Consider the following 25,107-nt stretch of genomic DNA (forward strand, 5'->3'; position numbering starts at 1 on the left):
CTCTTCTTATTGTTCTGTGCGGGTATGTCAGCCGATCTGCGACAGCTTCAGCAGCAGGCGCAGGTCGTTGAGGATCGCCTTGCCCTTGACCGTGGCGTCGTAGCGCAGCACCAGGTTGCCATGCGGATCGACGATCCACAGCTGCGCCCCGCCGGCATCCTTGGCGACCGCTGCGTTGGTGTAGGTCGTCAGATCGAGCCGGTAGCGCCCCAGCTGCGGGTATTCGCGCTCCAGCTGGGCCTCGAGATCCGCCGCCAGCGGGGCGGCAATCGCCAGGCCGTGGCTGGCCCGCGAAGCGTCGCGATTCAGGCCGATATGGATCTGCCGGGCGGTATACACCAGTTGCCGACAGGCCTCGTCGCAGCCCTGCGGGGCGGTGACCAGCAGCTGCCAGCGTGCCTGCGCGGCATCCAGCACGCCCAGATCGCCGAGCGTCTGGCCATTACCGATCAGCACGCCGTGGTAGCTGCGCGACTCCGGCACCCAGAACTTCATCTTGTACATGGCCGTGGCCAGGATCATCGGGCCGATCACCAGGCTCAGCAGCAGGATCAGCTGCAGGCGCCCGCGACCGCGTGGAGCGGCGGCCTCAGAGGAGGGGCTGAGAGGATTCAGGGTCGTGCTCATGTTCAGGCTCCCGCGCATTGCGCAATCCGAAATAGAGGTAAAGGCAGCAGAGCGCCGCGGCCAGGGCGAACCACTGCACGGCGTAGCCGATATGGGTCTGCGGGGTCATGGCCACCACGGGCCATTGCACCTGATAACTGGCCGGCCCCGGCTCCAGCCGCACTTCATGGGCCATGCCGCCACGGCCGAGCTGTTGCCACAATGCTTCCGGCTCGACCCGGGTGATCAGCCGCGGCCAGCTCTGCCCAGGCGGATCGGCCTGCAACTGAAAGGCGTTGCCGGGTGGCAGATAGACCTGGGCCTGCAGCTCCAGGGTCTGCTCCGGGGTGGTGAACTGCGGCGGCGTGCGCCGATCCGGCCAGGGCAGCCAGCCGCGGTTGACCAGCAGCCACAACCCGCTGGGCTGGTCGTAGAAGGGTTGCAACAGTTCGACGCCGGGGCGGCCGTCGCGGGTGCGGTTATCCAGCAGCAGGCTGTGCCCGGCATCGAACTGACCGTGCAGGCGAATGCGCACGCCGGCCACATCCTGGCGCTGCTCCAACTCGGCCAGGCTGATCGGCGCGGCCTGCTGGCTGGCCTCGTGATGCGCCAGCAGGGCGCGCTTCTCCTCGGCCCGGGCCAGCTGCCAGAAACCGAGCGTCACCAGCAGCGGCAGCAGCAGGGCCACCACCACACTGGGCAGCACGCCGGGACGGAAGCGGCTCACTGCCGCCCTCCGAAAGCCGACAGGCGCCTGGCTATACTCAACCTGCAGTTCATTCCCCACCCCCGGAGTCACGCATGCTCAAGCTCGCGATCGTCCTCTTTCTGCTGGCCACCCTGGTCAGCCTGTTCAGCGGCCTGTTCTTCCTGGTCAAGGACGAGGGCCACGGCTCGCGAGTGGTCAATTCGCTAAGCGTTCGTGTTGCCCTGACCGCCGTGACCGTGGCGTTGATCGCCTGGGGTTTCTACAGCGGCCAGTTGTCCAGCCATGTCACCTGGTGACGGCAGTCCCGTCACAGCACGTAGACGAAGATAAACAGACCCAGCCAGACCACATCGACGAAGTGCCAGTACCAGCTGGCCGCCTCGAAGCCGAAGTGCTTGTCCCCGCTGAAATGCCCCTTGCTGATGCGGATCAGCATGATCGACAGGATCAGCGCACCCAGGGTGACGTGAGCACCGTGGAAGCCGGTGAGCATGAAGAAGGTCGCGCCGTAGATACCCGAGCCCAGGGTCAGCCCCAGTTCGGTGTAGGCCTCGTGGTATTCGTAGGCCTGCAGGAACAGGAAGCAGATGCCCAGCGCCACCGTCAGCGCCAGCCACAGCTTGAGCGGGCCGCGATGATCCTTCTTCAACGCATGGTGGGCGAAGGTCACGGTGAAGCTGGAGCTGACCAGCAGGATGGTGTTGATCAGCGGCAGGTGCCAGGGGTCGATGACTTCCTTGGGCGGCGGGAACAGCTTGGGATCGGGGGTATGCAGCAGCGGCCAGTTGAACTCGAAGTTCGGCCACAGCATGTTGGCTACGCCCTTGGCGCCATCGCCGCCCAGCCAGGGCCCGGCGAAGTGTCGTACATAGAACAGCGCACCGAAGAAGGCGGCGAAGAACATCACCTCGGAGAAGATGAACCAGCTCATGCCCCAGCGGAACGAGCGATCCATCTGCGGGCTGTACAGGCCGCCGCGGCTCTCCTTGATCACCGCGCCGAACCAGCCGAACAGCATGTAGGCGAGGAACAGCCCGCCGACGAAGAAGATCAGCGGCCCGTGGGAGTCCGGGCGGGCGGCCTTGAGGTCGTTGAACCAGGTGCCCAGGCCATAGACGGTGGTGAGCATGCCGATGGTGGCGATGATCGGCCACTTGCTCTGGGCGGGAACGTAGTAGTTCTCGTGACTCGACATTTCTTGTTCTCCTTATGGAGTCGGGGTCGCCTGCGCGACGGGCGGTTTGCGCGCAGTGATATCGAACAGGGTGTAGGCCAGGGTCAGGTGCTTCACATCGGCCGGCAGATCACGGTCGACGATGAAGCGCACCGGCATCTCGATGCGCTCGCCCGGCTGCAGCACCTGCTGGGTAAAGCAGAAGCACTCGGTCTTGTGGAAGAACGCCGCGGCCTTGGATGGCGCCACGCTGGGAATGGCCTGGGCGGTCATCGGGTGATCGCTGGGGTTGGAGGCGATGAACAGCATCTCGTTGCTCGCCCCCGGGTGCACCACCAGGTCATCCGCCTTGGGGCGGAACTCCCAGACCATGTCCACCGCATTGGTGGCGAGGAACTGCACGCGCACCTGGCGCTGCTCGTCCACCACCTGGCTCCCCTCGTAGGCCTTGGCCGTCTTGCCGTTGATGCCGAAGGCCTGGCACATCACGTCATAGAAGGGCGGCAGCACGAACACGCCGAAACAGAACATTGCCACCGCCAGCAGCAGCAAACGGACGATCAGCCGGCGGTTGTCCAGGGCAGTGCTCAAGGCCGTACTCCTACTTCACTTCCGGCGGGGTGGTGAAGGTGTGGTAGGGCGCCGGCGAAGGCACCGTCCACTCCAGCCCTTCAGCGCCATCCCAGGGCTTGTCGCCGGCCGGTTTGCCGCCACGGATGCACTTGATGACGATGAACAGGAACAGCAACTGGGTGGCGCCGAAGGTGAACGCGCCAATCGACGAGATCATGTTGAAGTCGGCGAACTGCAGGTTGTAGTCGGGAATCCGCCGCGGCATGCCAGCCAGGCCGACGAAGTGCATCGGGAAGAACGCCATGTTCATGCCGATGAAGCTCATCCAGAAATGCAGCTTGCCGAGGGTCTCGTCGTACATGTGGCCGGTCCACTTGGGCAGCCAGTAGTAGGCCGAGGCGAAGATGCCGAAGATCGCCCCGGGCACCAGCACGTAGTGGAAGTGCGCCACCACGAAGTAGGTGTCGTGGTACTGGAAGTCCGCCGGGGCGATGGCCAGCATCAGCCCGGAGAAGCCACCAATGGTGAACAGGATGACGAAGGCCACGGCGAACAGCATCGGCGTTTCGAAGGTCATCGAGCCCTGCCACATGGTGCTGGCCCAGTTGAACACCTTCACCCCGGTGGGCACGGCGATCAGCATGGTGGCGTACATGAAGAACAGCTCACCGGTCAGCGGGATGCCGACGGTGAACATGTGGTGCGCCCAGACGATGAACGACAGGAAGGCGATCGACGCGGTCGCATACACCATCGAGGTGTAGCCGAACAGCGGCTTGCGCGCGAAGGCCGGGATGATCGAGCTGACGGCGCCGAACGCCGGCAGGATCATGATGTACACCTCGGGGTGGCCGAAGAACCAGAACACGTGCTGGAACAGCACCGGGTCACCGCCACCGGCCGCGCTGAAGAAGCTGGTGCCGAAGTGCACGTCCATCAGCATCATGGTCACGCAACCGGCCAGTACCGGCATCACCGCGATCAGCAGGAAGGCAGTGATCAGCCAGGTCCAGACGAACAGCGGCATCTTCATCAGGGTCATGCCCGGAGCACGCAGGTTGAGGATGGTGGCGATCACGTTGATCGCGCCCATGATCGAGCTGATGCCCATCAGGTGGATGGCGAAGATGAAGTAGGTGACCGACTCCGGCGCGTAGGTGGTGGACAGCGGCGCGTAGAAGGTCCAGCCGAAGTTCGGTCCGCCGCCGGCGGTGAACAGGGTGCTGACCAGCAGGCCGAAGGCCGCCGGCAGCAGCCAGAAGCTGAAGTTGTTCATCCGCGGCAGGGCCATGTCCGGCGCGCCGACCATCAGCGGGATCATCCAGTTGGCCAGGCCGACGAAGGCCGGCATCACCGCGCCGAACACCATGATCAGGCCGTGCATGGTGGTCATCTGGTTGAAGAACGCCGGCTCGACGATCTGCAGGCCGGGCTGGAACAGCTCGGCGCGGATCACCATGGCGAACGAGCCGCCGAGCAGGAACATGATGAAGCTGAACCACAGGTACATCGTGCCGATGTCCTTGTGGTTGGTAGTCAGCACCCAGCGCATCAGGCCCTTGGCCGGCCCATGGTGGTGGTCATGCCCGGCATGACCATGGGAATCGATCACTGCACTCATGTCCTTACTCCTGAGCCTGTTTGAGGGCGAGCACGTCTTTCGGGGTGACCATGTCGCCCATGGCGTTACCCCAGGCGTTGCGCTCGTAGGTAATCACCGCGGCGATGTCCACTTCCGACAACTGCTTGCCGAAGGCGGCCATGGCGGTGCCCGGCTTGCCGAAGAACACGATGTGCAGGTGATCCTCTTTCGGCCCGGTGGCGATCTTCGAGCCCTTGAGCGCCGGGAACATCGGCGGCAGGCCCTGGCCCTCGGCCTGGTGACAGGCCACACAGGTGGTGTGGTAGATCTTGTCGCCGCGCGCCACCAGCTCTTCGCGCGTCCATTCCTTCTCGGTCAGTTCCTTGAGCTTGGCGGTTTCTTCCTTGCGCTCGGCCAGCCACTTGGCGAAGTCTTCCTGACTCTTGGCTTCGACCACGATCGGCATGAAGCCGTGATCCTTGCCGCATAGCTCGGCGCACTGGCCACGGTAGAGACCGGGCTTCTCGATGCGCGTCCAGGATTCGTTGACGAAGCCGGGGATGGCGTCCTTCTTCACCGCCAGGGCCGGCACCCACCAGGCATGGATCACATCGGCCGAGGTGATCAGGAAGCGCACCTTGGCGCCGACTGGCACCACCAGAGGCTGGTCGACTTCCAGCAGGTAGTGCTCGTCCTTCTTCGCCTGGTTGTGGATCTGTTCCTGGGGCGTGGCCAGGTTGCTGAAGAACTCGACGTCCTGGCCCAGGTACTTGTAGTGCCACTTCCACTGGTAGCCGGTGACCTGGATATCCAGGTCGGACTCCGAGGTGTCGTAGATATCGATCAGCGTCTTGGTCGCCGGCACCGCCATCACCACCAGGATGACGAAGGGCACGACGGTCCAGAGGATCTCTACCGTGGTGCTCTCATGGAAGTGGGCCGGTTCTTGGCCGGTAGAGCGGCGGTGGATCAGCATCGACCAGAACATGGCGCCGAATACCAGCACGCCAATCACGACGCAGATCCAGAAAATGGTCATGTGCAGGTCGAAGACGGTACGGCTGACCTCGGTGGCTCCGGGTGCCATGTTCACCGTCCAGGCGGCTTGCGCCGAGCTGAATGCCAGCCACAGCAGTAGGCCCATCCAGACTCGTGGATGTCGCATCATTGCGGGTTCCCCTCGTTGTTCTTGTTATCCCGCCGGCTAAGCCTGCGGCAAAGGGATCGACTGCCAAAACGGCTGGCTACAACTGTCGAAACCTCTCCGTGCCGAAGCCCGTCCGGTTCCATCAGGTTCACGCCTTGCGATTTCGAGTATAGCCAGCAAGTGCCGCAGCACAACGCGAAGGGAAAATTTGCGAAGGCTCTGCGCTGCACCTGCGCAGGCCGCGGCAGGCGCGGGGTGCAGCGCAGAGCCGGCGGCTTGTTATAGCGGCCTCGCATAACCTTTAAAAAATTATGACAATCCGTTCTTAAGCTTTGCCGATGGGCAGCTAAGGTCAATCCTCGCTTACGTCATGTCCTTGTCATGGGAGCCGTCATGAATACCCTCGCTTTGCGCGAACTGATCCAGCACGCCCTTGCTCACGAAGCCCGCACCGGGCACCTGGCCCACCTGCTGGAAGGCCAGCTGGCGCGCCTGCACCCGAGCATCCAGCTGCCCGCCGACGATGCCCAAGGCGTGCTCGAGCGCTTCGTCGCCGCCTATGTCGAGCAGGTGCCGGATGTGCTGGATGCGGCCCACGCCGTGGCCCAGGAAGCCGGCATCGAGGGCCAGGTCAAACCGGTGCTGCAACTGGCCGAGCAGTTCTTCCTCAGCCCGCCCGGCCTGCTGGAGGGGCACCAGGGCCTGGATGCCCTGCTCGACGAGTCCTACCTGGCCCACCGCCTGGTGGAAGAGGTCAACGACCGCTACATCGCCCATTTCGGCCAGCCGCTGATTCCGCTGGATACTACGGTGGCCAACCTGATCGCCCACCAGCTGATCGGCGAGCCCTTCGCCAACCAGCTCGACGAGGCGGTGCACCATGCGGTAGACGAAATGCTCGACCCGGCCGTGTTCCAGCAGGCCTCGGCCCAGGAATACCGGGTGCGCCTGAGCAACCCGCAGACCCTGGCGGCCTGGCAGAACTGGCCCTGCCTGTCGCGCCAGCTCGGCGTGGAGCTGGGCCTGCCGGCCTAGCGCCGGCAGAAAAAAACAGGCCCGCAACAGCGGGCCTGATTGTCACGCCTGCGGGTAGCGTGCTCTGGGCGTGGCCATCGGCACCACCTCGCCATCCAGCGCCAGGAAGCTGCCGCTTTCCGCATCGTAGGCACGAATCGCACTGGTCTCGATGTCGTAGACCCAGCCATGGATGAACAGCTGCCCGCTGGCCAGCTTGGCCGCCACCGAAGGGTGGGTGCACAGGTGGTTGAGCTGGGCGATCACGTTCTCCTCGGTGAGGATGCCCAGGGTGTCGTGGCCACCGCAGCCGCAGTTCTCCTCGACCACCTTGAGTGCCACCTCGCTGTGGCGCAGCCAGGCCTTGACCGTGGGCATGCGCTCCAGGGTTTCGGGCGCCAGCACCGCCTTCATCGCACCGCAGTCGGAGTGGCCGCAGACGATGATGTGCTGCACACCGAGCGCCAGCACCGCGTACTCGATGGCGGTGGAAACCCCGCCCATCATCTGCCCGTAGGGTGGCACCACGTTGCCGACGTTGCGGGTGACGAACAGGTCGCCTGGCGCACTCTGGGTGATCAGCTCGGGAACGATGCGCGAATCGGCGCAGGTGATGAACATGGCGCGCGGGTTCTGCGCGCTGGCCAGGGCCTTGAACAGCTCTTCCTGCTGCGGGAAGACCTCGTTGCGAAAGCGCTTGAAGCCTCCGACTATCGCGTTCAGCGCCTCGTCGGCGCTCTCCGGCGCAGTGCGCGCCTGCAGGGGAATGGCATTGTGCTTGTAGGGCATTGCGTCTACCTCATGCTGAACCGTTGCGCTGGGGCGAATTATCGACCCGCCATGCGGACAGTTGCCAGCCTTGAAGAGTCACAAATTACAGCAGCGCCAGCTGACCGCCGGGCGGCGCGAACTGGCTGCAGTCGAGATCGAAGTCGGCGCGGCGGTTCAGCCCCAGGCGCTTGATCGCCAGGGCGAAGCGCTGCGCCAGCAGCTCGGCGAATACTCCCTGACCACGGAAGCGATGGCCGAAGCGGCTGTCGTACAACTCGCCGCCGCGGCTCTGGCGGATCAGGCTCAGCACATGCTCGGCGCGCTGCGGGTGGTGGGCCTGTAGCCACTCCTCGAACAGCGGCGCCACCTCGCGCGGTAGGCGCAGCAGCATGTAGTTGGCGCTCTGCGCTCCGGCCTCGCGGGCCGCCTCCAGCAGGTTCTCCAGCTCCATGTCGTTGATCATCGGGATCATCGGCGAGCACAGCACGCCGACCGGAATACGCTGCTCGCGCAGCACGCGGATCACCCGCAGGCGGGCCGAAGGCGCGGCAGCGCGCGGTTCGAGGATGCGCTTGAGCTCGTCGTCGAGGGTGGTCAGGCTGATGAACACCTTGACCAGGCGGCGCTCGGCCAGCTGGCTGAGCAGGTCGAGGTCGCGCAGGATCAGTGCGCCCTTGGTGACTATCGTCAGCGGATGACCGTGGCGCAGCAGCACCTCCAGGCAGCGGCGGGTGAGCTGGTGCTCGCGCTCGATCGGCTGGTAGGGGTCGGTATTGCTGCCCAGGGCGATCGGCGCACACACATAACCGGGCTTGCCCAGCTGCTGTTCGAGCAGAGCCGGGGCATTGCGCTTGGCGATCAGCTTGGTTTCGAAGTCGATGCCCGGCGACAGATCCCAGTAGGCATGGCTGGGCCGCGCATAACAGTAGATGCAGCCATGCTCGCAGCCGCGATAGGGGTTGAGCGTGCGGTCGAACGGCAGATCCGGCGACTGGTTGCGGCTGATGATGCTCTTGGCCATTTCCACCCGCACCTCGGTGGCGCGGCTCGGCGGTACCTCCTGAAACCAGCCGTCGTCGCTGGCGATGATGCGCTGGGGCGCGTAACGGTTGTGCGGATTGCTGGCGGTTCCGCGACCGCGGGGAGGCAGGGCAGGCATGGCGAAGCACTCGAATACTGTATATATACACAGTATAGCGAGTCAGCCACAGCCACAAGCCGGTACTGCCGAATGGTCAGGCGTCGCGCAGCAGGTCGTTGGCGTTGAGGATCGCGTAGGCGATTTCCGGATGGCGCTCCAGGCTGCGGCGGATCGCCGTGGGGATGGCCTGGCGGGTCTTGCGGCACAGCCCCGGCTGCGCCTCGACGACGATGCTGATGCCGCGCATGGTGCGCACCTCGTTGAGGCTCGGGGTGATCTGCAGGCTGATGCCGAGCTGCTGGAACATGCGCAGCTGCATGCGCTGCAGGTCGGCCAGGTCGGCGAGGTTTTCCAGGCGCTCGAGCAGGCGCTTTTCCTCCTGCAGGGTCAGCTGCAGGATGCGCAGATCGGCGCCGGCCTGCTCCAGCAAGCGCTCGCGCTCGCAGATGCACAGGCCGGGCGGACATTCCTTGCGAAGCGGAAAGGCGGCGGTCATGCCGCCGATAATAGCTGCACGCGCGACGGCGTACAGCCTGCATCAGAACCTCTGGACGATCTCGCGAGCTAGAGATAAACGGTGGCGAAAGCGGCCGAGGGCGCGGAGTTTACGAGCTGTAAATGAGCAGTCCGAGGCTGCTTTCAACACTGTTTAGCCGACGCGCAGCAGAGCGTCTCAGGGATCGACCTGCTCCATCAGCTCGGCCACCGACTCCGGGCGCTGCGCATAGCGCTGCGCCAGCACCGCGCAGACCATCAGCTGGATCTGGTGGAACAGCATCAGCGGCAGGATCAACATGCCGATCCCTGCGCCGGCGAACAGCACCTGGGCCATGGGCACACCGGTGGCCAGGCTCTTCTTCGAGCCGCAGAAGAGGATGGTGATGCGGTCTTCCTGGCTGAAACCCAGGCGCTTGCCCAGCTGCCAGGTGCACAGCAGCACCAGCGCCAGCAGCACGCAGCAGACCAGCAGCAGACCGCCCAGCGCAGACAGAGGAATCTGCTGCCAGAGGCCCTCGACCACCGCCTCGCTGAACGCGCCGTAGACCACCAGCAGGATCGAACCCTGGTCGACGAACTTCAGCCAGTGCTTGTTGCGCGTCACCCAGGCGCCGATCCAGCGGCGGGCGATCTGCCCGGCGATAAACGGCAGCAGCAGTTGCAGGGTGATCTTGCCGATGGCGTCCAGGGTCGAACCGCCGTCGCCCTGGGTGCCGAGCAACAGCGCCACCAGCAATGGGGTGAGGAAGATGCCGAACAGGCTGGAAGCGGCTGCGCTGCAGATCGCCGCCGGGATATTGCCGCGCGCCAGCGAGGTGAAGGCAATGGCCGACTGCACCGTGGCCGGCAGTGCGCATAGGTAGAGCACGCCGAGGTACAGCTGCGGGGTTACCAGCGGCGCCAGCAGCGGCTTGAGCGCCAGGCCGAGCAGCGGGAACAGCACGAAGGTGCAGGCGAACACCAGCAGGTGCAGGCGCCAGTGCAGGGCACCGGCGATGATCGCCTCGCGCGACAGCTTGGCGCCGTGCAGGAAGAACAGCAGGGCGATGGCCAGGTTGGTGACCCAGGCGAACGCCAGCGCCGCCTGGCCGCTGCACGGCAGCAGGCTGGCGCAAACGACCACGGCGAGCAGGGTCAGGGTGAAACGATCGGGGAGCAGGCGGGACAGGGACATCAGGGCTTCTCGTGCTTGCAGGCCAATGGCGGCGACACTACCGTGTTCGCCAGTTACCGACTAACGCCAAAGAGCCAGCCAATGCCGTCTAACGGACAGCAAAAAGCCTACCGGCGCAGCATTCCCGGGCTCAAGAGCCTGCCCCGGCCGCTCTACGGGCGCATCGAATCGCTGCCCAATCGCGCCCTCACCCATCGCCACAGCCATCCCTGGGTGCAGCTGTCCTACGCCATCGCCGGAGTGCTGGAAATCCATACCGACGCCGGCCGCTTCGTCGCCCCGCCGCAGCGCGCCGTGTGGATTCCGGCCGGGCTGCCGCACCGGGTATACAGCTCGCCGCGCACCGAGATGCGCAGCCTGTATATCGACAACAGCGTGGCCGCGCGCCAGGCGGACGGCTGTCAGGTGCTGGTGGTCAGCCCGCTGCTGCGCGAGCTGATCAGCGCCTTCAGCGAGCTGCCGGTGGAATACCAGCTGGAAGGCAGCCAGGGGCGCCTGACTCAGGTGCTGCTCGACCAGCTCAACGGCGCGCCGCCGGTCGACCTGATGCTGCCGCTGCCGCGCGACGCCCGCCTGCGCACCCTGTGCCGCAGCCTGCAGGCGCAACCGGATGGCCAGGCCACCCTGGCGCAGTGGAGCCAGCGCCTGGCGGTGTCGGAGAAAACCCTCAGCCGCCTGTTCCTGCGCGACACCGGGCTGACCTTCCGTGCCTGGCGCCAACGTCTGCGCCTGCTCGGCGCGCTGACCCCACTGGAGCAGGGCCAGCGGGTCACCGACGTGGCCCTGGCCTGCGGCTACGACTCGACCTCGGCCTTTATCGCCGTCTTCCGCCAGCAGTTCGGCTGCACCCCGGGCGAGTTCTTCCGCACCGGCTGAGTCAGAGCAGCGCGCTGAACAGCGCGTACAGCCCGCCGGACAGCAGGATGGCCGCCGGCAGGGTCAGCACCCAGGCCAGCAGCATGCTGCGGATGGTCTGCCACTGCAGGCCGCTGCCGCTGGCCAGCATGGTGCCGGCCACGCCCGAGGACAGCACCTGGGTGGTCGATACCGGCATGCCGTAGAGATCCGCCGCGCCGATGGTGAGCATCGCCGTCAGCTGCGCCGAGGCGCCCTGGGCGTAGGTCATGCGCATGGTGCCGATGCCCTCGCCGACCGTGGCGACGATGCGCCGCCAGCCGACCAGGGTGCCCAGGCACAGGGCCAGGGCCACGGCGATCTTGACCCAGGGCGGGACGAAGTTGATGGTCGCCTCGGCCTGGCTGCGCAGCGCCTGCAGCTCGCTCCAGGTCTCCAGCGGCAACGCCGGGCCGCGGCGGTCGAGCAGGCGCACGGTCTCGGCGGCGAGGAACAGGTCGTCGCGCAGCGCCAGCGTCTGTTCGTCACCCATCCCGCCGAGCGCGCCATCGGCCGGCACCCGCGCCACCACATCGCCGAGCACCGTGGCCAGGGCGCCGAGCACCTGCGGCATCTCACCCTCGTTACGCTGGAAGGCCAGCAGCATCTGCTGCGCATCGCCTGCACCGACCGCCCCGGAACGCAGCAAGCCCAGGCGCCCCTGCTCGGCATGCTGCACCAACAGCGCCACCGCCGCAGGCGGGCTGGCACGGTCGAGGGCGAAGGCCAGCGGCATGGCGCCGACCAGGATCAGCATGATCAGGCCCATGCCCTTCTGCCCGTCGTTGGAGCCGTGGGCGAACGACACCCCCGAGCAGGTCAGGATCAGCAGGCCGCGAATCCACCAGGGTGGCGGCGTGCGCCCCTCAGGCGCCTGGAACAGCGCCGGCTGCCGGTGCACCAGGGCCAGGCGCAGCAGCCACAGCAGCAGCGCAGCGGCGCCGAGGCCAACCAGCGGCGACAGCAGCAGCGCGTAGCCAACCTTGCTCAGCATGTGCCAGTCGCCCTGCAGCACGGACGACTGCTCGGCCATCAGCCCATGGGCCAGGGCGACGCCGACGATGGAGCCGATCAGGGTATGCGAAGACGACACCGGCAGGCCCAGCCACCAGGTGCCGAGGTTCCACAGGATGGCAGCGATCAGCAGGGCGAAGATCATCGCCATGCCGACGCCGCTGCGCAGGTGCAGCATCAGCTCGGCCGGCAGCAGGGCGACGATGGCGAAGGCCACTGCGCCGCTGGAGAGCAGCACGCCGAGGCCGTTGCACAGCCCCGACCAGAGCACCGCGACGTTGGGCGGCAGGGCGTTGGTGTAGATCACCGTGGCCACCGCGTTGGCGGCGTCATGGAAGCCGTTGATGAACTCGAAGCCGAGGGCGATCAACAGCGCCACCACCAGCACCGTCAGCGCCAGGCCGGCCTGCAGCTCGCCGCTGGCCTGCAGGTCGCCGGCCAGGCTGAGGAAGGTGTAGAGCAGCGCGCCGGCCAGGGCCAGGAAGAACAGCAGATGCCCGCGCGGCCCGGCCCGAGTCTGCAGCACCGGGCTCAAGGGCGACGGGGACAGGCGCGCGGCGCGCAGGTTGGCGAGTAGCTGGTAACGATCAAGCATGAGGGCGGGGCCCGTACGGCATGACGTATCCTCCCGATGCGTCCGCCTTGAGCCTAGCGCCTCCTGGCTATTCCGGCCTCTTCAGGCCCGCCCGGCGTGACGGCCCCGAGGGGCCGTCGCCAGGCGCCGTTAACTATGACCTGCGGTCATTTCTTCAGCTTGGGATTGGGGAAGAACTGCACCGTCTGGCCCTTGCTCGCCGCCGGCTTGGCGGCGGCCTGGTTGACCCGCGTGCCGATCTCCTTGGGTACCGACTGGCCCTGGGCGTTGAGGGTGTCGGCGTAGCCGCAGCTCACGCACTCGCGGTGCGGGGTGCCGTCCTCGTCCCACATCTTGATGGTGTCCATGGCACTACACGCCGGGCACACGGCGCCGGCGATAAAGCGCTTCTTCGGCTCGCTCATCACGCTGCCTCCTGGCTCAGGCCGAGGTGGCGCAGCAGGGCGTCAATGGAGGGTTCGCGACCACGGAAGTCGACGAACAGCACCATCGGCTCCTGCGAGCCGCCACGGGCCAGGATCGCCTCGCGGAAGGCACGGCCGGTGGCCGGGTTGAGCACACCGTCTTCCTCGAACTTGGAGAAGGCGTCGGCGGACAGCACTTCGGCCCACTTGTAGCTGTAGTAACCGGCCGCGTAACCGCCGGCGAAGATGTGCGCGAAGCTGTTGGCGAAGCGGTTGAAGGCCGGCGGACGGATCACCGCCACCTCGTCGCGGATGCCTTCGAGCACCTGCAGCACGCTGCGGCCGTCGCCGTGGCTGGCGTGCAGCTCGAAGTCGAACAGCGAGAACTCCAGCTGGCGCACCATCATCAGGCCGGACTGGAAGTTCTTCGCCGCCAGCATCTTGTCCAGCAGCGCCTGGGGCAGCGGCTCGCCGGTCTCGTAGTGGCCGGAGATCAGCGCCAGGCCCTCGGGCTCCCAGCACCAGTTCTCCATGAACTGGCTAGGTAATTCGACGGCATCCCACGCGACCCCATTGATACCGGAAGCGCCGGCATGCTCGACGCGAGTCAGCAGGTGGTGCAGGCCGTGGCCGAACTCGTGGAACAGGGTGGTGACTTCGTCATGAGTCAGCAGCGCCGGCTTGCCGCCGACGGCCGGGGTGAAGTTGCACACCAGGTTGGCCACCGGGCTGATCAGGCTGCCCGAGGCCGCGCGGCGCTTGTCGCGAGCGCCGTCCATCCAGGCACCGCCTCGCTTGTTGGCGCGGGCGTAGAGGTCGAAGAAGAAGCGGCCGACGTGCTGGCCGTTCTCGCGGATCTCGAACAGGCGCACATCCGGGTGCCAGGTGTCGAAGTCCTTGAGCTCGCTGATCTCGATGCCATAGAGCTTCTGCACGATGGCGAACAGGCCGGACAGCACCTTGTCGATCGGGAACCAGGCGCGCACTTCCTCCTGGGAGATGCTGTAGCGCTGCTGGCGCAGCTTCTCGCTGAAGTAGCCGACGTCCCAGCTCTGCAGGTCGCTGACGCCCTGTTCGGCGGCGAAGGCCTTGAGTTCTTCCAGGTCCTGGGCGGCGAAGGGTTTGCTGCGCACGGCCAGATCGCGGAGAAAATGCAGAACCTGGGCGGTATTTTCGGCCATCTTGCTGGCCAGGCTCAGTTCGCTGTAGTGCGCGAAGCCGAGCAGGCGGGCCAGTTCCTGGCGCAGGTCGAGCAGCTCGGCCATCACCGGGCCGTTGTCGTTCTGCCCGGCGTTCGGGCCCTGGTCGGAAGCGCGGGTGCAGTAGGCGGTGTACACCTCTTCGCGCAGGGCGCGGTCGTCGGCGTAGGTCATCACCGCGTAGTAGCTGGGGAATTCCAGGGTGATCAGCCAGCCGTCCAGCTCCTTGGCCTGTGCGGCCTGGGCCATCTGCGCCTTGGCCGAGTCGGTGAGGCCGGCCAGGGCCGCTTCATCAGTAATGTGCTTGGTCCAGGCCTGGGTGGCGTCGAGCAGCTGGTTGGAGAAGCGGCTGCCCAGCTCGGACAGCTTCATCTGGATCTCGCCGTAACGCTTCTGCTGCTCGGCCGGCAGGTCGATACCGCTCAGGCGGAAGTCGCGCAGCGCGTGTTCGAGGATGGTCTTCTGCGCCACGTCGAAGCCTTCTGCGGCCGGGCTCTTGGCCAGGGCGTCATAGGCCTCGAACAGCGGCTTGTTCTGGCCCATCTCGGTCCAGAACTCGGACAGCTTGGGCAGGCAGGCCTCGTAGGCGCCGCGCAGCTCGGCGTTGTTGCACACCGCGTTGAGGTGGCTGACCGGGCTCCAGGCGCGGCCCAGGCGGGCGTTGAGTTCGTCCAGCGCCAGCACCAGGCCGTCCCAGCTCGGCTTGGCCTGCTGGGTCTTGAGCAGCTCGGCGATGGCCGCGCGGTTGTCCGCGAGGATGGCGTCCACGGCCGGCTCGACATGCTCGGGCTTGATCAGGGAATAGGGCGGCAGGTCGAAGTCTTGCAGCAGGGGGTTGGCAGCGGTCACGGCGAGGCACCTTTGATTGTGCGAATGCAGATACTGGTTATGGGGTCGCGGACGACCTTTAACAACCGGAATGCGGTGAATGTTAATTACAATCGGCGCCATCCGCAGCCTGAAGGAGACTATCGTGGCGATTCGAACTTACCAGGGCACTGCTCCGCAGCTGGGCCCGCGCGCCTTTGTCGACGCCTCGGCGGTGGTACTCGGCGACGTGGTGCTGGGCGAGGATGCCTCGGTGTGGCCGATGGCCGTGGTACGCGGCGATATGCACCGCATCCGCATTGGCGCACGCACCAGCGTGCAGGACGGCAGCGTGCTGCACATCACCCACGCCGGCCCCTTCAACCCGGACGGCTACCCGCTGCTGATCGGCGACGAGGTGACCATCGGCCACAACGTCACCCTGCATGGCTGCACCCTGGGCAACCGCATCCTGGTCGGCATGGGCAGCATCGTGATGGACGGCGCGGTGGTCGAGGACGAGGTGGTGATAGGCGCCGGCTCCCTGGTGCCGCCGGGCAAGGTGCTCGAAAGCGGCTACCTGTATGTCGGCAGTCCGGTAAAACAGGCCCGCGCCCTGAGCGACCAGGAGCGCGCCTTCTTCGCCTACAGCGCAGCCAACTACGTAAAGCTCAAGGATCTGCACCTGGCCGAGGGCTACGACCAATGAGAATCCTCGCCGCCATCCTGCTGCTGAGCCCCGCACTAGCCCTGGCCGACGATGTGCGCTGCCTGCAATCGAGTGGCAGCGGCAAGCCGATCCAGCTGCAGCTGACCCTGTTCACCAGTGCGCAGGGCGGCTGGCGTGGCGCCGGCCAGGTGCAGTACCGCGGCCAGCCCGACAGCCTGCCGATCGTGTTCAAGGACAGCGAGGAGATCATGGCCGTCGAGGGCCGCCCCTCGGAGTTCCGCAGCACCTGGCTGGAAGTGCTGCCGGCCGCGGAGAAGCTCGGCGGCCGCTACCAGTTCCATCACCAGGGCGCGGTGCTGTTCGCCTTCACCTACACATCCGCCAGCGGCAAGGTGTTCGCCTTCGAGGAAACCCCGGCCGCCCTCGACGCCAACAACACCTGCAGCTGGTAAATCCGCAGTACAGAGTCCCCCATGCACGCACAGAACATCCTCTTCGACCTCGACGGCACCCTCACCGACCCGCGCGAGGGCATCACCCGCTCGGTGCAGTACGCCCTGGCCCAGCTGGATATCCACGAGCCCGACCTGGCGGCGCTGGAGCACTTCATCGGCCCGCCGCTGCTGCAGTGCTTCATGCACAGCTACCAGCTCAGCGAGGAACGCGCCTGGCAGGCGGTGAACCACTACCGCGAGCGCTTCAAGGTCACCGGCCTGTACGAGAACCGCGTGTTCGACGGCATCGACGCGCTGCTCGGGCAACTGGTCGCGCAGGGCCGCACCCTGTACATCGCCACCAGCAAGCCGACCGTGTTCGCCCGCGAGATCGCCCGCCACTTCGGTTTCGCCCGCCACTTCAAGGTGATCTACGGCAGCGAGCTGGACGGCACCCGTACCGACAAGGTCGAGCTGATCCGCCACCTGCTCGCCGAGGAAGGCCTGGATCCGGCCGACTGCCTGATGATCGGCGACCGCAAGCACGACCTGATCGGCGCCCATCGCAATGGCCTGCAGGCCGTCGGCATCGGTTACGGCTTCGGCAGCCACGCCGAGCTGATGGCCGAGGCGCCGGCCTGGTACTTCGCCACGCTGGCCGAGCTGCAGCAGGCCTTTACTGGCTGACAACTAGCGGCCAGGCAATACCGCGAATCGGCGAATACCCGGCTCAGGCTGCCACAGCCACCACCGGCTGCAACCGACAGCATCCACCGCGAATCAGTCGTTTTTCTGGTAGATGATCTTCTTGCTGCCGCCGGCGCAGCTGCCGACCACCATGCTGGCGTCCTTGACCTCTTTGACCGCGACTATCTCCAGGGTGTAGCTGGTGACCCCGGAGGCCTGCACCTTGATCTCGATCTCGCGCTTGAGCTCTTCGCAGGGCTTGGGCGCGGCCACTGCCGCACCGCTCAGCAGGCCCAACAGCAGCAGGGCTATCGCCTTTCTCATCGCACACCTCCTCGTTTCACGCCCCTTGTCCATTCGACTGGCGTGCTGGTTGCCTAGTTCTCGGCCGCGGCCAGGGCCTCAAGAGCCTGCTGGCGCTGCGCCAGCGGCAGCGCGCCCAGCGCCGCAGCGCTGCGGTAGAACGCCGGCCAGTCGCCGCCGGCCTGCGCGAAAAGGTGAGCGAAGGCGGCTACCCACTGGTCATAGAGGCCGAAGGGCAGCAGCTTGGCATTGTTCAGCGGGGCGTTGATCCAGGCATCGTAGCGGCGATCGCCGCCCCACTGCTGATCGCGCAGCTGGCGGTACTCGGCGCGCAGGCGGGCAAACTCGGCAGCCTTGCCGGCACGCTTGGTCGCATCGTCGAGCGGGCTGGCGTAGAGCGCCTCCAGGCGCGCCCGGCTGGCCAGCACCAGGGCGGTGAACTGCCGGCGCTGATGGCCACCGTCGGCCAGCGGCAGGCCGCGGTGCGCCTGCCACTGGCGCAGCCCCTGCTGCTCGACGAAGCTGGCGAAGGATTCGTTGAAAGCGCTGTCGTCGGCCACGTACAGCCGCTGGTGGGCCAGCTCATGGAACAGGGTCGCGGCCAGGCGCTGGTCGTCCCAGCGCAGCATGCTGCTGAGGATCGGATCGTCGAACCAGCCCAGGGTGGAATAGGCCTCGACGCCGGCCACGTAGGTGTCCATGCCCTCGACCCGCAACAGGGCGGCGGCACCACGGGCACGGCCCTGCTGGTAGTAGCCGCGGTAGGCGACGCAGCCGGCGACGGGGAAACAGTGGGTCTGCGGCGCCAGCGACAGTTCCGCGGTGGCAAACAGGTTCCACACCACATAAGGGCGGTCGAGCTGGGTGTACAGGCGATAGCTGCGGTTGTCCGGCAGGCCCAGCGCCGCGCTGGCGAAGTCGCGCGCCTGCTGGGCCAGGGCCAGGCGCCGGCGCAGCTCGGGGTCACGCGCGGGGTCGGCGAGCACCTCGGCGACCGGCTCACGGGCGGCCAACAGGGCCAGCTGGCCGCGGCCGAGCTGGGCGTAGTAGTCCAGCGTCGCACAACCGCTCAGCAGCAGGCCGAGCAGCAGCGGAACTGCCGGGCGGCGGATGCGGTCGAGTAAGGCAACGACAAGGGAAGGCGACATGCCGCGAGCCTATTGCATCGCCCCCGTTCTGCGCCACCGCCACGGAGTTCCGCCATGCGCCGTCTGCTGCTCAGTTGCCTGCCCGTCCTGCTCACCGGCTGCGCTCTGCTGCCGCCGCGCCACGATCCGAACCAGGCCTGGATCGAGCTGCACAGCAGCGCGGACGAGCAGCTGCAGGCACTGCAGGTGGACGAAAAGCCCCTCGATGACGATCGCTTCTTCCAGGTCAGTCCCGGCCAGCACGAGCTGCAGGTGCGCTTCCAGTTCGAAGTCGATCCCAGCAATATCGGCCCGCAGAGCGAGGCACGGGCGCGCACCTGCCTGCTGACCATCGCCTACGCCGACTTCGCCGCTGGCGGCACCTATCGCCTGGAAGCCGACAGCCGGGGTTTCCGCCCCCGCGTGCAGCTCTACGATGCCCGTGGCCAGCAGCTGGCGCGCGCTCGCGAGGGGCGCTGCGGCGAGGTGTGAACGGCGCTATGCTGCAGGCAATCCGCGTCGCCCGGGGTCGTCATGCGCCATCTTCTGCTGCTCAGCCTGTTCGGCCTGGCTGCCTGTGCCGGCCCGCTGCCCACGCCCGACCCGCAAAAGGCCTGGGTCGACCTGTATGCCCTGCCGGGCTACCTGTTGATGGCCGACGAGCTCGACGGCCGCGACCTGCGCGACGGGCGCTTCTTCCAGGTGGCACCCGGCGAACATGAGCTGGAGGCACGCTTCCAGTTCGATGTGAACAACGGTGGTGGCGCTACCGGCGATTTCAACTCGGGCCCGATGCAGATCACCTGCTACCTGCGGCTGCGCTACGACAACTTCGTCGCCGGCCAGCGCTACCGCCTGGAGGCACGCCCGCTGGCGATGAGGGCCCAGGGCTGGCTGTACGACGAGCAGCGCAACGTGCTGGCCCGCGCCCGCGTGCTGCGCTGCGGCAGCTTCTAGCGATCCAGCATCGCCTGCAGGCTGATCTCGGCCTTCAGCAGCGAGGAGCCAGGCCGCGGCAAAGCTCGTTCTATCTAACTGCGCAGTCCGGCGACTATCTCGAAGCTGCGCAGGCGATGCTCGTGCTGGTACAGGTCGCCGGTGAAGATCAGCTCGTCGGCACCGGTCTGCTCCAGCAGCACTTCCAGGCGCGCGCGCACCTTGTCCGGCCCGCCGATCACCGCCAGGCCAAGGAAATCACCGACCGCCTGCTGCTCGTGGGGCTGCCAGCGCCCGGCCATGGACTCCACCGGTGGGCGCAGCACCAGGCTCTGCCCGCGCATCAGGGCGAGCACCCGCTGGTAGGCGGTGGTGGCGAGGAATTCGGCCTCCTCGTCGGAGGGCGCGGCGATCAGCGGCACGCCGATCATCGCGTAGGGCTTGGCCAGCACCTTGGAGGGCTGGAAATTCTCGCGGTAGATGCGCAGCGCCTGGTGCACATAGCGCGGCGCGAAGTGCGAGGCGAAGGCATAGGGCAGGCCGCGCTCGGCAGCGAGCTGGGCACTGAACAGGCTGGAGCCGAGCAGCCAGATCGGCACGTTGCTATCCATGCCGGGCATGGCGATCACCTGCTGCCCCGGCTGGCGCGGGCCGAGCAGGGCCTGCAGCTCGGCGACATCCTCGGGGAAATCCTCGGCACTGCCCAGGCGGTCGCGGCGCAGGGCACGGGCAGTGGCATGGTCGGCGCCCGGTGCACGCCCCAGACCCAGTTCGATACGCCCGGGATAGAGCGCGGCGAGGGTGCCGAACTGCTCGGCCACCACCAGCGGCGCATGGTTGGGCAGCATGATGCCGCCCGAGCCCAGGCGCAGGGTCGAGGTGCCGGCGGCCAGGTAGCCGAGCAGCACGGCAGTGGCCGAGCTGGCGATGCCTTCCATGTTGTGGTGCTCGGCTACCCAGTAGCGCGAGAAGCCCAGGCGCTCGGCGTGTTGCGCCAGGGCCAGGGAGCGCTGCAGGGCGTCGGCGGGGCTGGCATCATCATCGCGCATCGGCGCCAGGTCGAGCACGGAAAAAGGTGTGGCGGACAGTTTGCGCATACGGCCTCCTCGGGTCATACCTGCTTTATGGGGGCACCTGGGCGAAAGGCAATCCTGACCGGATGAACAACCTGCGCAGCGCACAGAAAAAAGCCGGCACGAGGCCGGCTCTTTTGCGGGACGGGTGGTCAGCCGCGCTGGTAGACGATTTCCTTGCTGCCCTTGTCGCAGCTGCCGACCACCTTCTTGTCGGTCGCGCTGCCCTTGTCCACCACCTCCAGGCTGTAGGACGCCACGCCCTTGGCCTTGAGCTTGGCGTCGATTTCCGCCTTGAGCTCGTCGCACGGTTTGCCGGCGGCCAGGGCCGAGCCGGCCAGGGAGAACAGGGCGATGCTCAGCATCAGTCGTTTCATCGGTCACGCTCCTTCGTTGTACGAACGACCCAAACAGGTCATGGCGGGGCAATCCACCCCCAGACTGAAAGGCGTGCGCTGTTGTTCGAACCGCCGCGCCACGCCGCCAGACTCAGGCAGCCTAGCGCAAGGCCGGCAACACTGCCGGCGGCGCTTCAGCTATTGCCGATGCGGAAGCCGACCTTGAGGGTCACCTGGTAGTGGCCGACCTTGCCGCCCTCGATATGCCCGCGGGTTTCGGTGACCTCGAACCAGTCCATGTTGCGCACGGACTTGGCGCATTCGGCCAAGGCGTTGTTGATGGCGTCCTCGATGCTGGTCTTCGACGAGCCGACGACTTCGATTTTCTTGTAGGTGTGGTGATCGGACATGGCAGCGACCTCAGGCAGTCAGTTTCCTGTTTGAGGCTAGTCCAGTTTCAGCCACCCAGCTCCGCGCGCAGCCACTGCGCCAGGCGCTCGGCGCGGCTGTCGCGGGTACGCCCGGGCACCCACAGGGCCAGGCGCGCCGGGGTTTCGACAAAGCCCCAGGGCGCCAGCAGGCGCCCGCCGGCAAGGTCGTCGGCCACCAGTTGCTGCGGGGCGATGGCCACGCCAAGGCCGGCGGCCGCCGCCTCCAGCAGGTAGTAGAGGTGCTCGAAACCCTGGCCCAGCTGCAGACGCTCCACTGCCAGCCCCTGGGCCGCGGCCCACTGCGGCCAGGCCTGCGGGCGCGACACCGTGTGCAGCAGCGGCACGCCGAGCAGGGCGCTGGCCGGGGCATCGATCAACGCGGCATGGCCGGCATAGCGCGGGCTGAGGACCGCGCCGATGCGCTCGGCGGCCAGCTCGAACACCTGCATGTCCGCCGGCCAGGGCGGCGCGGCGAAGCACAGGGTGGCATCCACGCCCGGGCGGCGCGGATCCAGTTCGCCCTCGCTGGCCGACAGCTGCAGACGCAGTTCGGGCAGCTCGCGGTTGAGCCGATCCAGGCGCGGGATAAACCAGCGCGCCAGCAGGCTGCCCGGGCAACCGAGCACGAAGGGCGCGTCGTGGCTTTGCCGCTTGAGTTCGGCACAGGCGGTGCGCAGGCGCTCGAAGGCCTCGCTGGCGGCATCGCGCAGGCGCAGGCCGGCGTCGCTGGGGCGCAGGCCGCGGCCTTCCTTGACGAACAGGGCGACGCCGAGCTGTTCCTCCAGGGTCTTGATCTGCCGGCTCACCGCCCCGTGGGTCACGTGCAGCTCATCCGCTGCACGGCTGACGCTGTGCAGGCGGGCGACCGCCTCGAAGGCGTGCAGGGCGTTGAGCGATGGCAGTTCCTGGCTCATGGTTCAGTCCGCCAGTTCCGGCAGGAAGCTGACGTCCATGCTGTAGCGCTTGGGCTTGTTCGGGTCGATCAACACGCGTACCTGCTTCTCGGTGATATAGGGGCTGGGGTCGAACCACAGGTTGTCGCTGGAGAACAGGTGCAGCTTGTTGGTTGCCGGGTTGAGCCACTGCGCGTCGATCTTCCACGGGTGCACGCCGTTGATGCTCAGCGACTCGTTGAGGCGCACGCTGACCAGGTCGGCGAACACCGGCAGGCCGCTGACGCGCAGCTCGGCGGCGCGGCGCTTGGCGAATAGCGGAGGGAGCACGAAGACCAGGCCGAGCAGGGTAAATAGCGCGCCGATGCCGCCCAGTATCAGGCTGACAAACCAGTTCTCCATGAAGCTGTCGAGCTGCGCATGGCTGGGATTGGCCGCCTCGTAGAGCACCGCCACCGACTCGCCGATAGCGAAGCTCGGCGGGTTGCTGCACACCCCGCCACGGAAGCTCACGGGCTCGCCATTACCCGTTGAAAACTCAATGGTCGGGCAGCCGCCGGCGATATCCGTCACCGTGCCGGTGGTGGCCAGCATGTTCACCTGATCGCCCACACGGTGCACCTGTACCGCCACCGCGCCGGCCAGCAGCGCAACACCGATCAGCGGAAAAATCCATAGCCAGGCCATTCTCATCGGTACACTCCTTTGTCCTAGATGCCGTATTTATAATTGATTAAATCTCACAGTTACGAACGGAATTATCGGTTTTTCTCCACCGCTGTCCAGCCGTAAACTGACGCCATTGTCTGACTACCCCACGGATGCCCGCCATGCCTGGTTCACAGAATTCCCTCCGCACCGGCCCCGACGCCAACGGCCTGTTCGGCTCGTTCGGCGGCCAGTACGTCGCCGAAACCCTGATGCCGCTGATCCACGACCTCGCCGCCGAATACCAGAAGGCCAAGGCCGATCCGGAGTTCGCCAAGGAACTGGCCTACTTCCAGCGCGACTACGTTGGCCGTCCGAGCCCGCTGTACTTCGCCGAGCGCCTGACCGAACACTGCGGCGGCGCCAAGATCTACCTCAAGCGTGAAGAGCTGAACCACACCGGCGCGCACAAGATCAACAACTGCATCGGCCAGATCCTGCTGGCCAAGCGCATGGGCAAGAAACGCATCATCGCCGAGACCGGCGCCGGCATGCATGGCGTGGCCACCGCCACCGTGGCCGCGCGCTTCGGCATGGAATGCGTGATCTTCATGGGCACCACCGACATCGATCGCCAGCAGGCCAACGTGTTCCGCATGAAGCTGCTGGGCGCCACCGTGATCCCGGTCACCGCCGGCACCGGCACCCTCAAGGACGCGATGAACGAAGCGCTGCGCGACTGGGTGACCAACGTGCACAACACCTTCTACCTGATCGGCACCGTCGCCGGCCCGCACCCGTACCCGGAGCTGGTGCGCGACTTCCAGGCGGTGATCGGCAAGGAAACCCGCGAGCAGATGCAGGAGCACGAAGGCCGCCTGCCGGATTCGCTCATCGCCTGCATCGGCGGCGGCTCCAACGCCATGGGCCTGTTCCACCCCTTCCTCGATGACGCCAGCGTCAAGATCATCGGCGTCGAGGCGGCCGGCCACGGCATCGAGACCGGCAAGCATGCCGCCAGCCTCAACGGTGGCGTCCCGGGCGTGCTGCACGGCAACCGCACCTTCCTGCTGCAGGACGACGACGGCCAGATCATCGACGCCCACTCGATCTCCGCCGGCCTCGACTACCCCGGCATCGGCCCCGAGCACGCCTGGCTGCACGATATCGGCCGCGTCGAGTACACCTCGATCACCGACGACGAAGCCCTGGCTGCCTTCCACCAGTGCTGCCGCCTGGAGGGCATCATCCCGGCCCTGGAGAGCTCGCACGCCCTGGCCGAAGTGTTCAAGCGCGCGCCGAAGCTGCCCAAGGATCACCTGATGGTGGTCAACCTGTCGGGCCGTGGTGACAAGGACATGCAGACCGTCATGCACCACCTCGATCTGTCCAAATCGGAGAACAACTGATGAGCCGTCTGCAGAGCCGATTTGCCGAGCTGAAACAGCAGAACCGCGCCGCCCTGGTGACCTTCGTCACCGCCGGCGACCCCAACTACGACGCCTCCCTGGCGATCCTCAAGGGCCTGCCGGAAGCCGGCGCCGACGTGATCGAGCTGGGCATGCCGTTCACCGACCCGATGGCCGACGGCCCGGCCATCCAGCTGGCCAATATCCGCGCCCTGGCGGCCAAACAGAACCTGGCGAAAACCCTGCAGATGGTTCGCGAGTTCCGCGCCGGCAACCAGAGCACCCCGCTGGTGCTGATGGGCTACTTCAACCCCATCCACTACTACGGCGTGGCGCGCTTCATCGCCGACGCCAAAGAGGCCGGCGTCGATGGCCTGATCGTGGTCGACCTGCCGCCGGAACATAACGTCGACCTGTGCGATCCCGCCCAGGCTGCCGGCCTCGACTTCATCCGCCTGACCACCCCGACCACCGACGACCAGCGCCTGCCCACCGTGCTCAACGGCAGCTCGGGTTTCGTCTATTACGTCTCGGTGGCCGGCGTCACCGGTTCCGGCTCGGCCACCATCGAGCACGTCGAAGAGGCGGTAGCCCGCCTGCGCCGCCACACCGACCTGCCGATCTGCATCGGCTTCGGCATCCGTACTCCGGAACACGCCGCAACCATCGCCCGCCTGGCCGACGGCGTGGTAGTCGGCTCGGCGCTGATCGACCAGATCGCCAATGCCGAGAACGACGATGCGGCAGTCAAAGGCGTGCTCAACCTGTGCAGCCAACTGGCCGAAGGGGTTCGCGGCGCGCGCCGCTGAATTCACCGTGCCAGGAAAAAGCCGCCCGAGGGCGGCTTTTTCGTTTT

The 25,107-nt window shown here is 66.6% G+C and carries 30 protein-coding genes; 10 read left to right on the top strand and 20 right to left on the bottom strand.

Translation table 11 applies throughout. The annotated features are described in order from the left end of the window. Positions 1-27 precede the first annotated feature (27 nt). The gene (locus A9179_RS22325; protein WP_187808370.1) at positions 28-627 is read right to left on the bottom strand and encodes a hypothetical protein; all 600 of its coding nucleotides are present in this window, start codon (positions 625-627) and stop codon (positions 28-30) included. Then, positions 590-1,333, bottom strand: a complete 744-nt coding sequence (locus tag A9179_RS22330) for an SURF1 family protein (RefSeq protein ID WP_187808371.1) — start codon at positions 1,331-1,333, stop codon at positions 590-592. Before A9179_RS22330 ends, A9179_RS22325 begins: the two co-directional genes overlap by 38 nt. A gap of 74 nt (positions 1,334-1,407) precedes the next feature. On the opposite strand from A9179_RS22330, the gene A9179_RS22335 reads away from it, so the two are divergent. Next, positions 1,408-1,611, top strand: a complete 204-nt coding sequence (locus A9179_RS22335) for a twin transmembrane helix small protein (protein WP_187808372.1) — start codon at positions 1,408-1,410, stop codon at positions 1,609-1,611. Between the two features lie 11 nt (positions 1,612-1,622). On the opposite strand, the gene A9179_RS22340 is transcribed toward A9179_RS22335, so the two are convergent. Genes A9179_RS22340 through coxB form a run of 4 tightly spaced genes read right to left on the bottom strand, consistent with a single transcriptional unit; the run spans position 1,623 to position 5,812 of the window. Then, positions 1,623-2,510 carry a cytochrome c oxidase subunit 3 gene (locus A9179_RS22340; RefSeq protein WP_187808373.1) on the bottom strand — a complete coding sequence of 296 codons (888 nt, stop codon included), beginning with the start codon at positions 2,508-2,510 and terminating at the stop codon, positions 1,623-1,625. A gap of 12 nt (positions 2,511-2,522) precedes the next feature. Then, positions 2,523-3,080 (bottom strand): cytochrome c oxidase assembly protein, encoded by a 558-nt coding sequence (locus A9179_RS22345; RefSeq protein WP_187808374.1) that lies wholly within the window; start codon positions 3,078-3,080, stop codon positions 2,523-2,525. A 10-nt stretch (positions 3,081-3,090) separates the two neighbouring features. Then, positions 3,091-4,683 carry a cytochrome c oxidase subunit I gene (gene ctaD, locus A9179_RS22350; protein ID WP_187808375.1) on the bottom strand — a complete coding sequence of 531 codons (1,593 nt, stop codon included), beginning with the start codon at positions 4,681-4,683 and terminating at the stop codon, positions 3,091-3,093. A gap of 4 nt (positions 4,684-4,687) precedes the next feature. Beyond that, positions 4,688-5,812: a cytochrome c oxidase subunit II gene (gene coxB, locus A9179_RS22355; protein WP_187808376.1), complete on the bottom strand. Its 1,125-nt coding sequence runs from the start codon at positions 5,810-5,812 to the stop codon at positions 4,688-4,690. 372 nt (positions 5,813-6,184) lie between these two features. Here coxB and A9179_RS22360 point away from each other — a divergent pair, with 372 nt between their 5' ends. Next, complete coding sequence (locus A9179_RS22360) at positions 6,185-6,826, top strand: hypothetical protein (RefSeq protein WP_187808377.1); 642 nt, start codon at positions 6,185-6,187, stop codon at positions 6,824-6,826. A 42-nt stretch (positions 6,827-6,868) separates the two neighbouring features. Here the strand turns inward: A9179_RS22360 and A9179_RS22365 are convergent, their stop codons facing one another. The 4 genes from A9179_RS22365 to A9179_RS22380 all read right to left on the bottom strand — a co-directional run bounded on the left by A9179_RS22365 (position 6,869) and on the right by A9179_RS22380 (position 10,389). Further along, positions 6,869-7,594: a carbonic anhydrase gene (locus tag A9179_RS22365; RefSeq protein WP_187808378.1), complete on the bottom strand. Its 726-nt coding sequence runs from the start codon at positions 7,592-7,594 to the stop codon at positions 6,869-6,871. 85 nt (positions 7,595-7,679) lie between these two features. Beyond that, a complete protein-coding gene (locus A9179_RS22370) occupies positions 7,680-8,735 on the bottom strand; it encodes a PA0069 family radical SAM protein (RefSeq protein ID WP_187808379.1) in 1,056 nt (351 codons plus the stop codon). Positions 8,736-8,811: 76 nt separating this feature from the next. Beyond that, the gene (locus A9179_RS22375) at positions 8,812-9,213 is read right to left on the bottom strand and encodes a hypothetical protein (RefSeq protein ID WP_187808380.1); all 402 of its coding nucleotides are present in this window, start codon (positions 9,211-9,213) and stop codon (positions 8,812-8,814) included. A 177-nt stretch (positions 9,214-9,390) separates the two neighbouring features. Further along, positions 9,391-10,389 carry a bile acid:sodium symporter family protein gene (locus A9179_RS22380; protein WP_187808381.1) on the bottom strand — a complete coding sequence of 333 codons (999 nt, stop codon included), beginning with the start codon at positions 10,387-10,389 and terminating at the stop codon, positions 9,391-9,393. Between the two features lie 81 nt (positions 10,390-10,470). Between A9179_RS22380 and A9179_RS22385 the strand changes: the two genes are divergently transcribed. Continuing rightward, on the top strand, positions 10,471-11,265 hold the full coding sequence (locus tag A9179_RS22385) for an AraC family transcriptional regulator (protein WP_187808382.1): 795 nt from the start codon (positions 10,471-10,473) through the stop codon (positions 11,263-11,265). 1 nt (position 11,266) lies between these two features. On the opposite strand, the gene A9179_RS22390 is transcribed toward A9179_RS22385, so the two are convergent. The 3 genes from A9179_RS22390 to prlC all read right to left on the bottom strand — a co-directional run bounded on the left by A9179_RS22390 (position 11,267) and on the right by prlC (position 15,344). Next, positions 11,267-12,892: an inorganic phosphate transporter gene (locus A9179_RS22390; protein ID WP_187808383.1), complete on the bottom strand. Its 1,626-nt coding sequence runs from the start codon at positions 12,890-12,892 to the stop codon at positions 11,267-11,269. A gap of 146 nt (positions 12,893-13,038) precedes the next feature. Continuing rightward, complete coding sequence (locus A9179_RS22395) at positions 13,039-13,296, bottom strand: YheV family putative zinc ribbon protein (RefSeq protein WP_187808384.1); 258 nt, start codon at positions 13,294-13,296, stop codon at positions 13,039-13,041. Then, positions 13,296-15,344 carry an oligopeptidase A gene (gene prlC, locus A9179_RS22400; protein ID WP_187808385.1) on the bottom strand — a complete coding sequence of 683 codons (2,049 nt, stop codon included), beginning with the start codon at positions 15,342-15,344 and terminating at the stop codon, positions 13,296-13,298. The genes A9179_RS22395 and prlC overlap by 1 nt, the downstream gene beginning before the upstream one ends. A gap of 124 nt (positions 15,345-15,468) precedes the next feature. On the opposite strand from prlC, the gene A9179_RS22405 reads away from it, so the two are divergent. Genes A9179_RS22405 through A9179_RS22415 form a run of 3 tightly spaced genes read left to right on the top strand, consistent with a single transcriptional unit; the run spans position 15,469 to position 17,093 of the window. Next, positions 15,469-16,011 carry a gamma carbonic anhydrase family protein gene (locus A9179_RS22405; RefSeq protein WP_187808386.1) on the top strand — a complete coding sequence of 181 codons (543 nt, stop codon included), beginning with the start codon at positions 15,469-15,471 and terminating at the stop codon, positions 16,009-16,011. Beyond that, positions 16,008-16,424, top strand: a complete 417-nt coding sequence (locus A9179_RS22410; protein ID WP_187808387.1) for a hypothetical protein — start codon at positions 16,008-16,010, stop codon at positions 16,422-16,424. Before A9179_RS22405 ends, A9179_RS22410 begins: the two co-directional genes overlap by 4 nt. A gap of 21 nt (positions 16,425-16,445) precedes the next feature. Then, complete coding sequence (locus A9179_RS22415) at positions 16,446-17,093, top strand: HAD family hydrolase (RefSeq protein WP_187808388.1); 648 nt, start codon at positions 16,446-16,448, stop codon at positions 17,091-17,093. A 93-nt stretch (positions 17,094-17,186) separates the two neighbouring features. On the opposite strand, the gene A9179_RS22420 is transcribed toward A9179_RS22415, so the two are convergent. Further along, a complete protein-coding gene (locus A9179_RS22420; RefSeq protein ID WP_187808389.1) occupies positions 17,187-17,417 on the bottom strand; it encodes a DUF1161 domain-containing protein in 231 nt (76 codons plus the stop codon). A 53-nt stretch (positions 17,418-17,470) separates the two neighbouring features. Further along, complete coding sequence (locus tag A9179_RS22425; protein ID WP_187808390.1) at positions 17,471-18,544, bottom strand: aminopeptidase; 1,074 nt, start codon at positions 18,542-18,544, stop codon at positions 17,471-17,473. A 54-nt stretch (positions 18,545-18,598) separates the two neighbouring features. On the opposite strand from A9179_RS22425, the gene A9179_RS22430 reads away from it, so the two are divergent. Together A9179_RS22430 and A9179_RS22435 are read left to right on the top strand one after the other, a co-directional pair. Continuing rightward, positions 18,599-19,015 carry a PA0061/PA0062 family lipoprotein gene (locus A9179_RS22430; RefSeq protein WP_187808391.1) on the top strand — a complete coding sequence of 139 codons (417 nt, stop codon included), beginning with the start codon at positions 18,599-18,601 and terminating at the stop codon, positions 19,013-19,015. 42 nt (positions 19,016-19,057) lie between these two features. After that, positions 19,058-19,480 carry a PA0061/PA0062 family lipoprotein gene (locus A9179_RS22435; protein ID WP_187808392.1) on the top strand — a complete coding sequence of 141 codons (423 nt, stop codon included), beginning with the start codon at positions 19,058-19,060 and terminating at the stop codon, positions 19,478-19,480. Between the two features lie 74 nt (positions 19,481-19,554). Here A9179_RS22435 and A9179_RS22440 read toward each other — a convergent pair whose 3' ends face one another. From A9179_RS22440 to A9179_RS22460, 5 genes are all read right to left on the bottom strand, one after another. Beyond that, positions 19,555-20,556, bottom strand: coding sequence for an LLM class flavin-dependent oxidoreductase (locus tag A9179_RS22440; RefSeq protein ID WP_187808393.1), 1,002 nt, complete (start codon positions 20,554-20,556; stop codon positions 19,555-19,557). 128 nt (positions 20,557-20,684) lie between these two features. Then, the gene (locus A9179_RS22445; protein ID WP_187808394.1) at positions 20,685-20,909 is read right to left on the bottom strand and encodes a DUF1161 domain-containing protein; all 225 of its coding nucleotides are present in this window, start codon (positions 20,907-20,909) and stop codon (positions 20,685-20,687) included. A 155-nt stretch (positions 20,910-21,064) separates the two neighbouring features. Then, positions 21,065-21,280 carry a dodecin gene (locus A9179_RS22450; protein WP_187808395.1) on the bottom strand — a complete coding sequence of 72 codons (216 nt, stop codon included), beginning with the start codon at positions 21,278-21,280 and terminating at the stop codon, positions 21,065-21,067. Positions 21,281-21,327: 47 nt separating this feature from the next. Continuing rightward, the gene (locus tag A9179_RS22455; protein ID WP_187808396.1) at positions 21,328-22,215 is read right to left on the bottom strand and encodes a LysR family transcriptional regulator; all 888 of its coding nucleotides are present in this window, start codon (positions 22,213-22,215) and stop codon (positions 21,328-21,330) included. 3 nt (positions 22,216-22,218) lie between these two features. Further along, a complete protein-coding gene (locus A9179_RS22460) occupies positions 22,219-22,887 on the bottom strand; it encodes a DUF3592 domain-containing protein (protein ID WP_187808397.1) in 669 nt (222 codons plus the stop codon). Between the two features lie 137 nt (positions 22,888-23,024). On the opposite strand from A9179_RS22460, the gene trpB reads away from it, so the two are divergent. Then, positions 23,025-24,251 carry a tryptophan synthase subunit beta gene (gene trpB, locus A9179_RS22465; RefSeq protein WP_187808398.1) on the top strand — a complete coding sequence of 409 codons (1,227 nt, stop codon included), beginning with the start codon at positions 23,025-23,027 and terminating at the stop codon, positions 24,249-24,251. After that, positions 24,251-25,060 (top strand): tryptophan synthase subunit alpha, encoded by an 810-nt coding sequence (gene trpA / locus A9179_RS22470; RefSeq protein WP_187808399.1) that lies wholly within the window; start codon positions 24,251-24,253, stop codon positions 25,058-25,060. The genes trpB and trpA overlap by 1 nt, the downstream gene beginning before the upstream one ends. Positions 25,061-25,107 lie beyond the last annotated feature (47 nt).

Source organism: Pseudomonas alcaligenes, assembly GCF_014490745.1.
In the GTDB taxonomy this organism is placed as follows: Bacteria; Pseudomonadota; Gammaproteobacteria; order Pseudomonadales; family Pseudomonadaceae; genus Aquipseudomonas; species Aquipseudomonas alcaligenes_C.

What these genes read in the sequence shown, in the direction of transcription:
- A9179_RS22360 (WP_187808377.1), top strand. Translation starts at nt 6,185, where the DNA reads ATGAATACCCTCGCTTTGCGCGAACTGATCCAGCACGCCCTTGCTCAC.
- A9179_RS22435 (WP_187808392.1), top strand. Translation starts at nt 19,058, where the DNA reads ATGCGCCATCTTCTGCTGCTCAGCCTGTTCGGCCTGGCTGCCTGTGCC.
- A9179_RS22395 (WP_187808384.1), bottom strand. Translation starts at nt 13,296, where the DNA reads ATGAGCGAGCCGAAGAAGCGCTTTATCGCCGGCGCCGTGTGCCCGGCG.
- A9179_RS22370 (WP_187808379.1), bottom strand. Translation starts at nt 8,735, where the DNA reads ATGCCTGCCCTGCCTCCCCGCGGTCGCGGAACCGCCAGCAATCCGCAC.
- A9179_RS22340 (WP_187808373.1), bottom strand. Translation starts at nt 2,510, where the DNA reads ATGTCGAGTCACGAGAACTACTACGTTCCCGCCCAGAGCAAGTGGCCG.
- A9179_RS22410 (WP_187808387.1), top strand. Translation starts at nt 16,008, where the DNA reads ATGAGAATCCTCGCCGCCATCCTGCTGCTGAGCCCCGCACTAGCCCTG.
- coxB (WP_187808376.1), bottom strand. Translation starts at nt 5,812, where the DNA reads ATGATGCGACATCCACGAGTCTGGATGGGCCTACTGCTGTGGCTGGCA.
- A9179_RS22440 (WP_187808393.1), bottom strand. Translation starts at nt 20,556, where the DNA reads ATGCGCAAACTGTCCGCCACACCTTTTTCCGTGCTCGACCTGGCGCCG.
- A9179_RS22450 (WP_187808395.1), bottom strand. Translation starts at nt 21,280, where the DNA reads ATGTCCGATCACCACACCTACAAGAAAATCGAAGTCGTCGGCTCGTCG.
- A9179_RS22460 (WP_187808397.1), bottom strand. Translation starts at nt 22,887, where the DNA reads ATGAGAATGGCCTGGCTATGGATTTTTCCGCTGATCGGTGTTGCGCTG.
- A9179_RS22445 (WP_187808394.1), bottom strand. Translation starts at nt 20,909, where the DNA reads ATGAAACGACTGATGCTGAGCATCGCCCTGTTCTCCCTGGCCGGCTCG.
- A9179_RS22415 (WP_187808388.1), top strand. Translation starts at nt 16,446, where the DNA reads ATGCACGCACAGAACATCCTCTTCGACCTCGACGGCACCCTCACCGAC.
- A9179_RS22375 (WP_187808380.1), bottom strand. Translation starts at nt 9,213, where the DNA reads ATGACCGCCGCCTTTCCGCTTCGCAAGGAATGTCCGCCCGGCCTGTGC.
- A9179_RS22420 (WP_187808389.1), bottom strand. Translation starts at nt 17,417, where the DNA reads ATGAGAAAGGCGATAGCCCTGCTGCTGTTGGGCCTGCTGAGCGGTGCG.
- A9179_RS22380 (WP_187808381.1), bottom strand. Translation starts at nt 10,389, where the DNA reads ATGTCCCTGTCCCGCCTGCTCCCCGATCGTTTCACCCTGACCCTGCTC.
- A9179_RS22425 (WP_187808390.1), bottom strand. Translation starts at nt 18,544, where the DNA reads ATGTCGCCTTCCCTTGTCGTTGCCTTACTCGACCGCATCCGCCGCCCG.
- A9179_RS22385 (WP_187808382.1), top strand. Translation starts at nt 10,471, where the DNA reads ATGCCGTCTAACGGACAGCAAAAAGCCTACCGGCGCAGCATTCCCGGG.
- trpA (WP_187808399.1), top strand. Translation starts at nt 24,251, where the DNA reads ATGAGCCGTCTGCAGAGCCGATTTGCCGAGCTGAAACAGCAGAACCGC.
- A9179_RS22455 (WP_187808396.1), bottom strand. Translation starts at nt 22,215, where the DNA reads ATGAGCCAGGAACTGCCATCGCTCAACGCCCTGCACGCCTTCGAGGCG.
- A9179_RS22335 (WP_187808372.1), top strand. Translation starts at nt 1,408, where the DNA reads ATGCTCAAGCTCGCGATCGTCCTCTTTCTGCTGGCCACCCTGGTCAGC.
- trpB (WP_187808398.1), top strand. Translation starts at nt 23,025, where the DNA reads ATGCCTGGTTCACAGAATTCCCTCCGCACCGGCCCCGACGCCAACGGC.
- A9179_RS22365 (WP_187808378.1), bottom strand. Translation starts at nt 7,594, where the DNA reads ATGCCCTACAAGCACAATGCCATTCCCCTGCAGGCGCGCACTGCGCCG.
- A9179_RS22325 (WP_187808370.1), bottom strand. Translation starts at nt 627, where the DNA reads ATGAGCACGACCCTGAATCCTCTCAGCCCCTCCTCTGAGGCCGCCGCT.
- A9179_RS22390 (WP_187808383.1), bottom strand. Translation starts at nt 12,892, where the DNA reads ATGCTTGATCGTTACCAGCTACTCGCCAACCTGCGCGCCGCGCGCCTG.
- A9179_RS22430 (WP_187808391.1), top strand. Translation starts at nt 18,599, where the DNA reads ATGCGCCGTCTGCTGCTCAGTTGCCTGCCCGTCCTGCTCACCGGCTGC.
- ctaD (WP_187808375.1), bottom strand. Translation starts at nt 4,683, where the DNA reads ATGAGTGCAGTGATCGATTCCCATGGTCATGCCGGGCATGACCACCAC.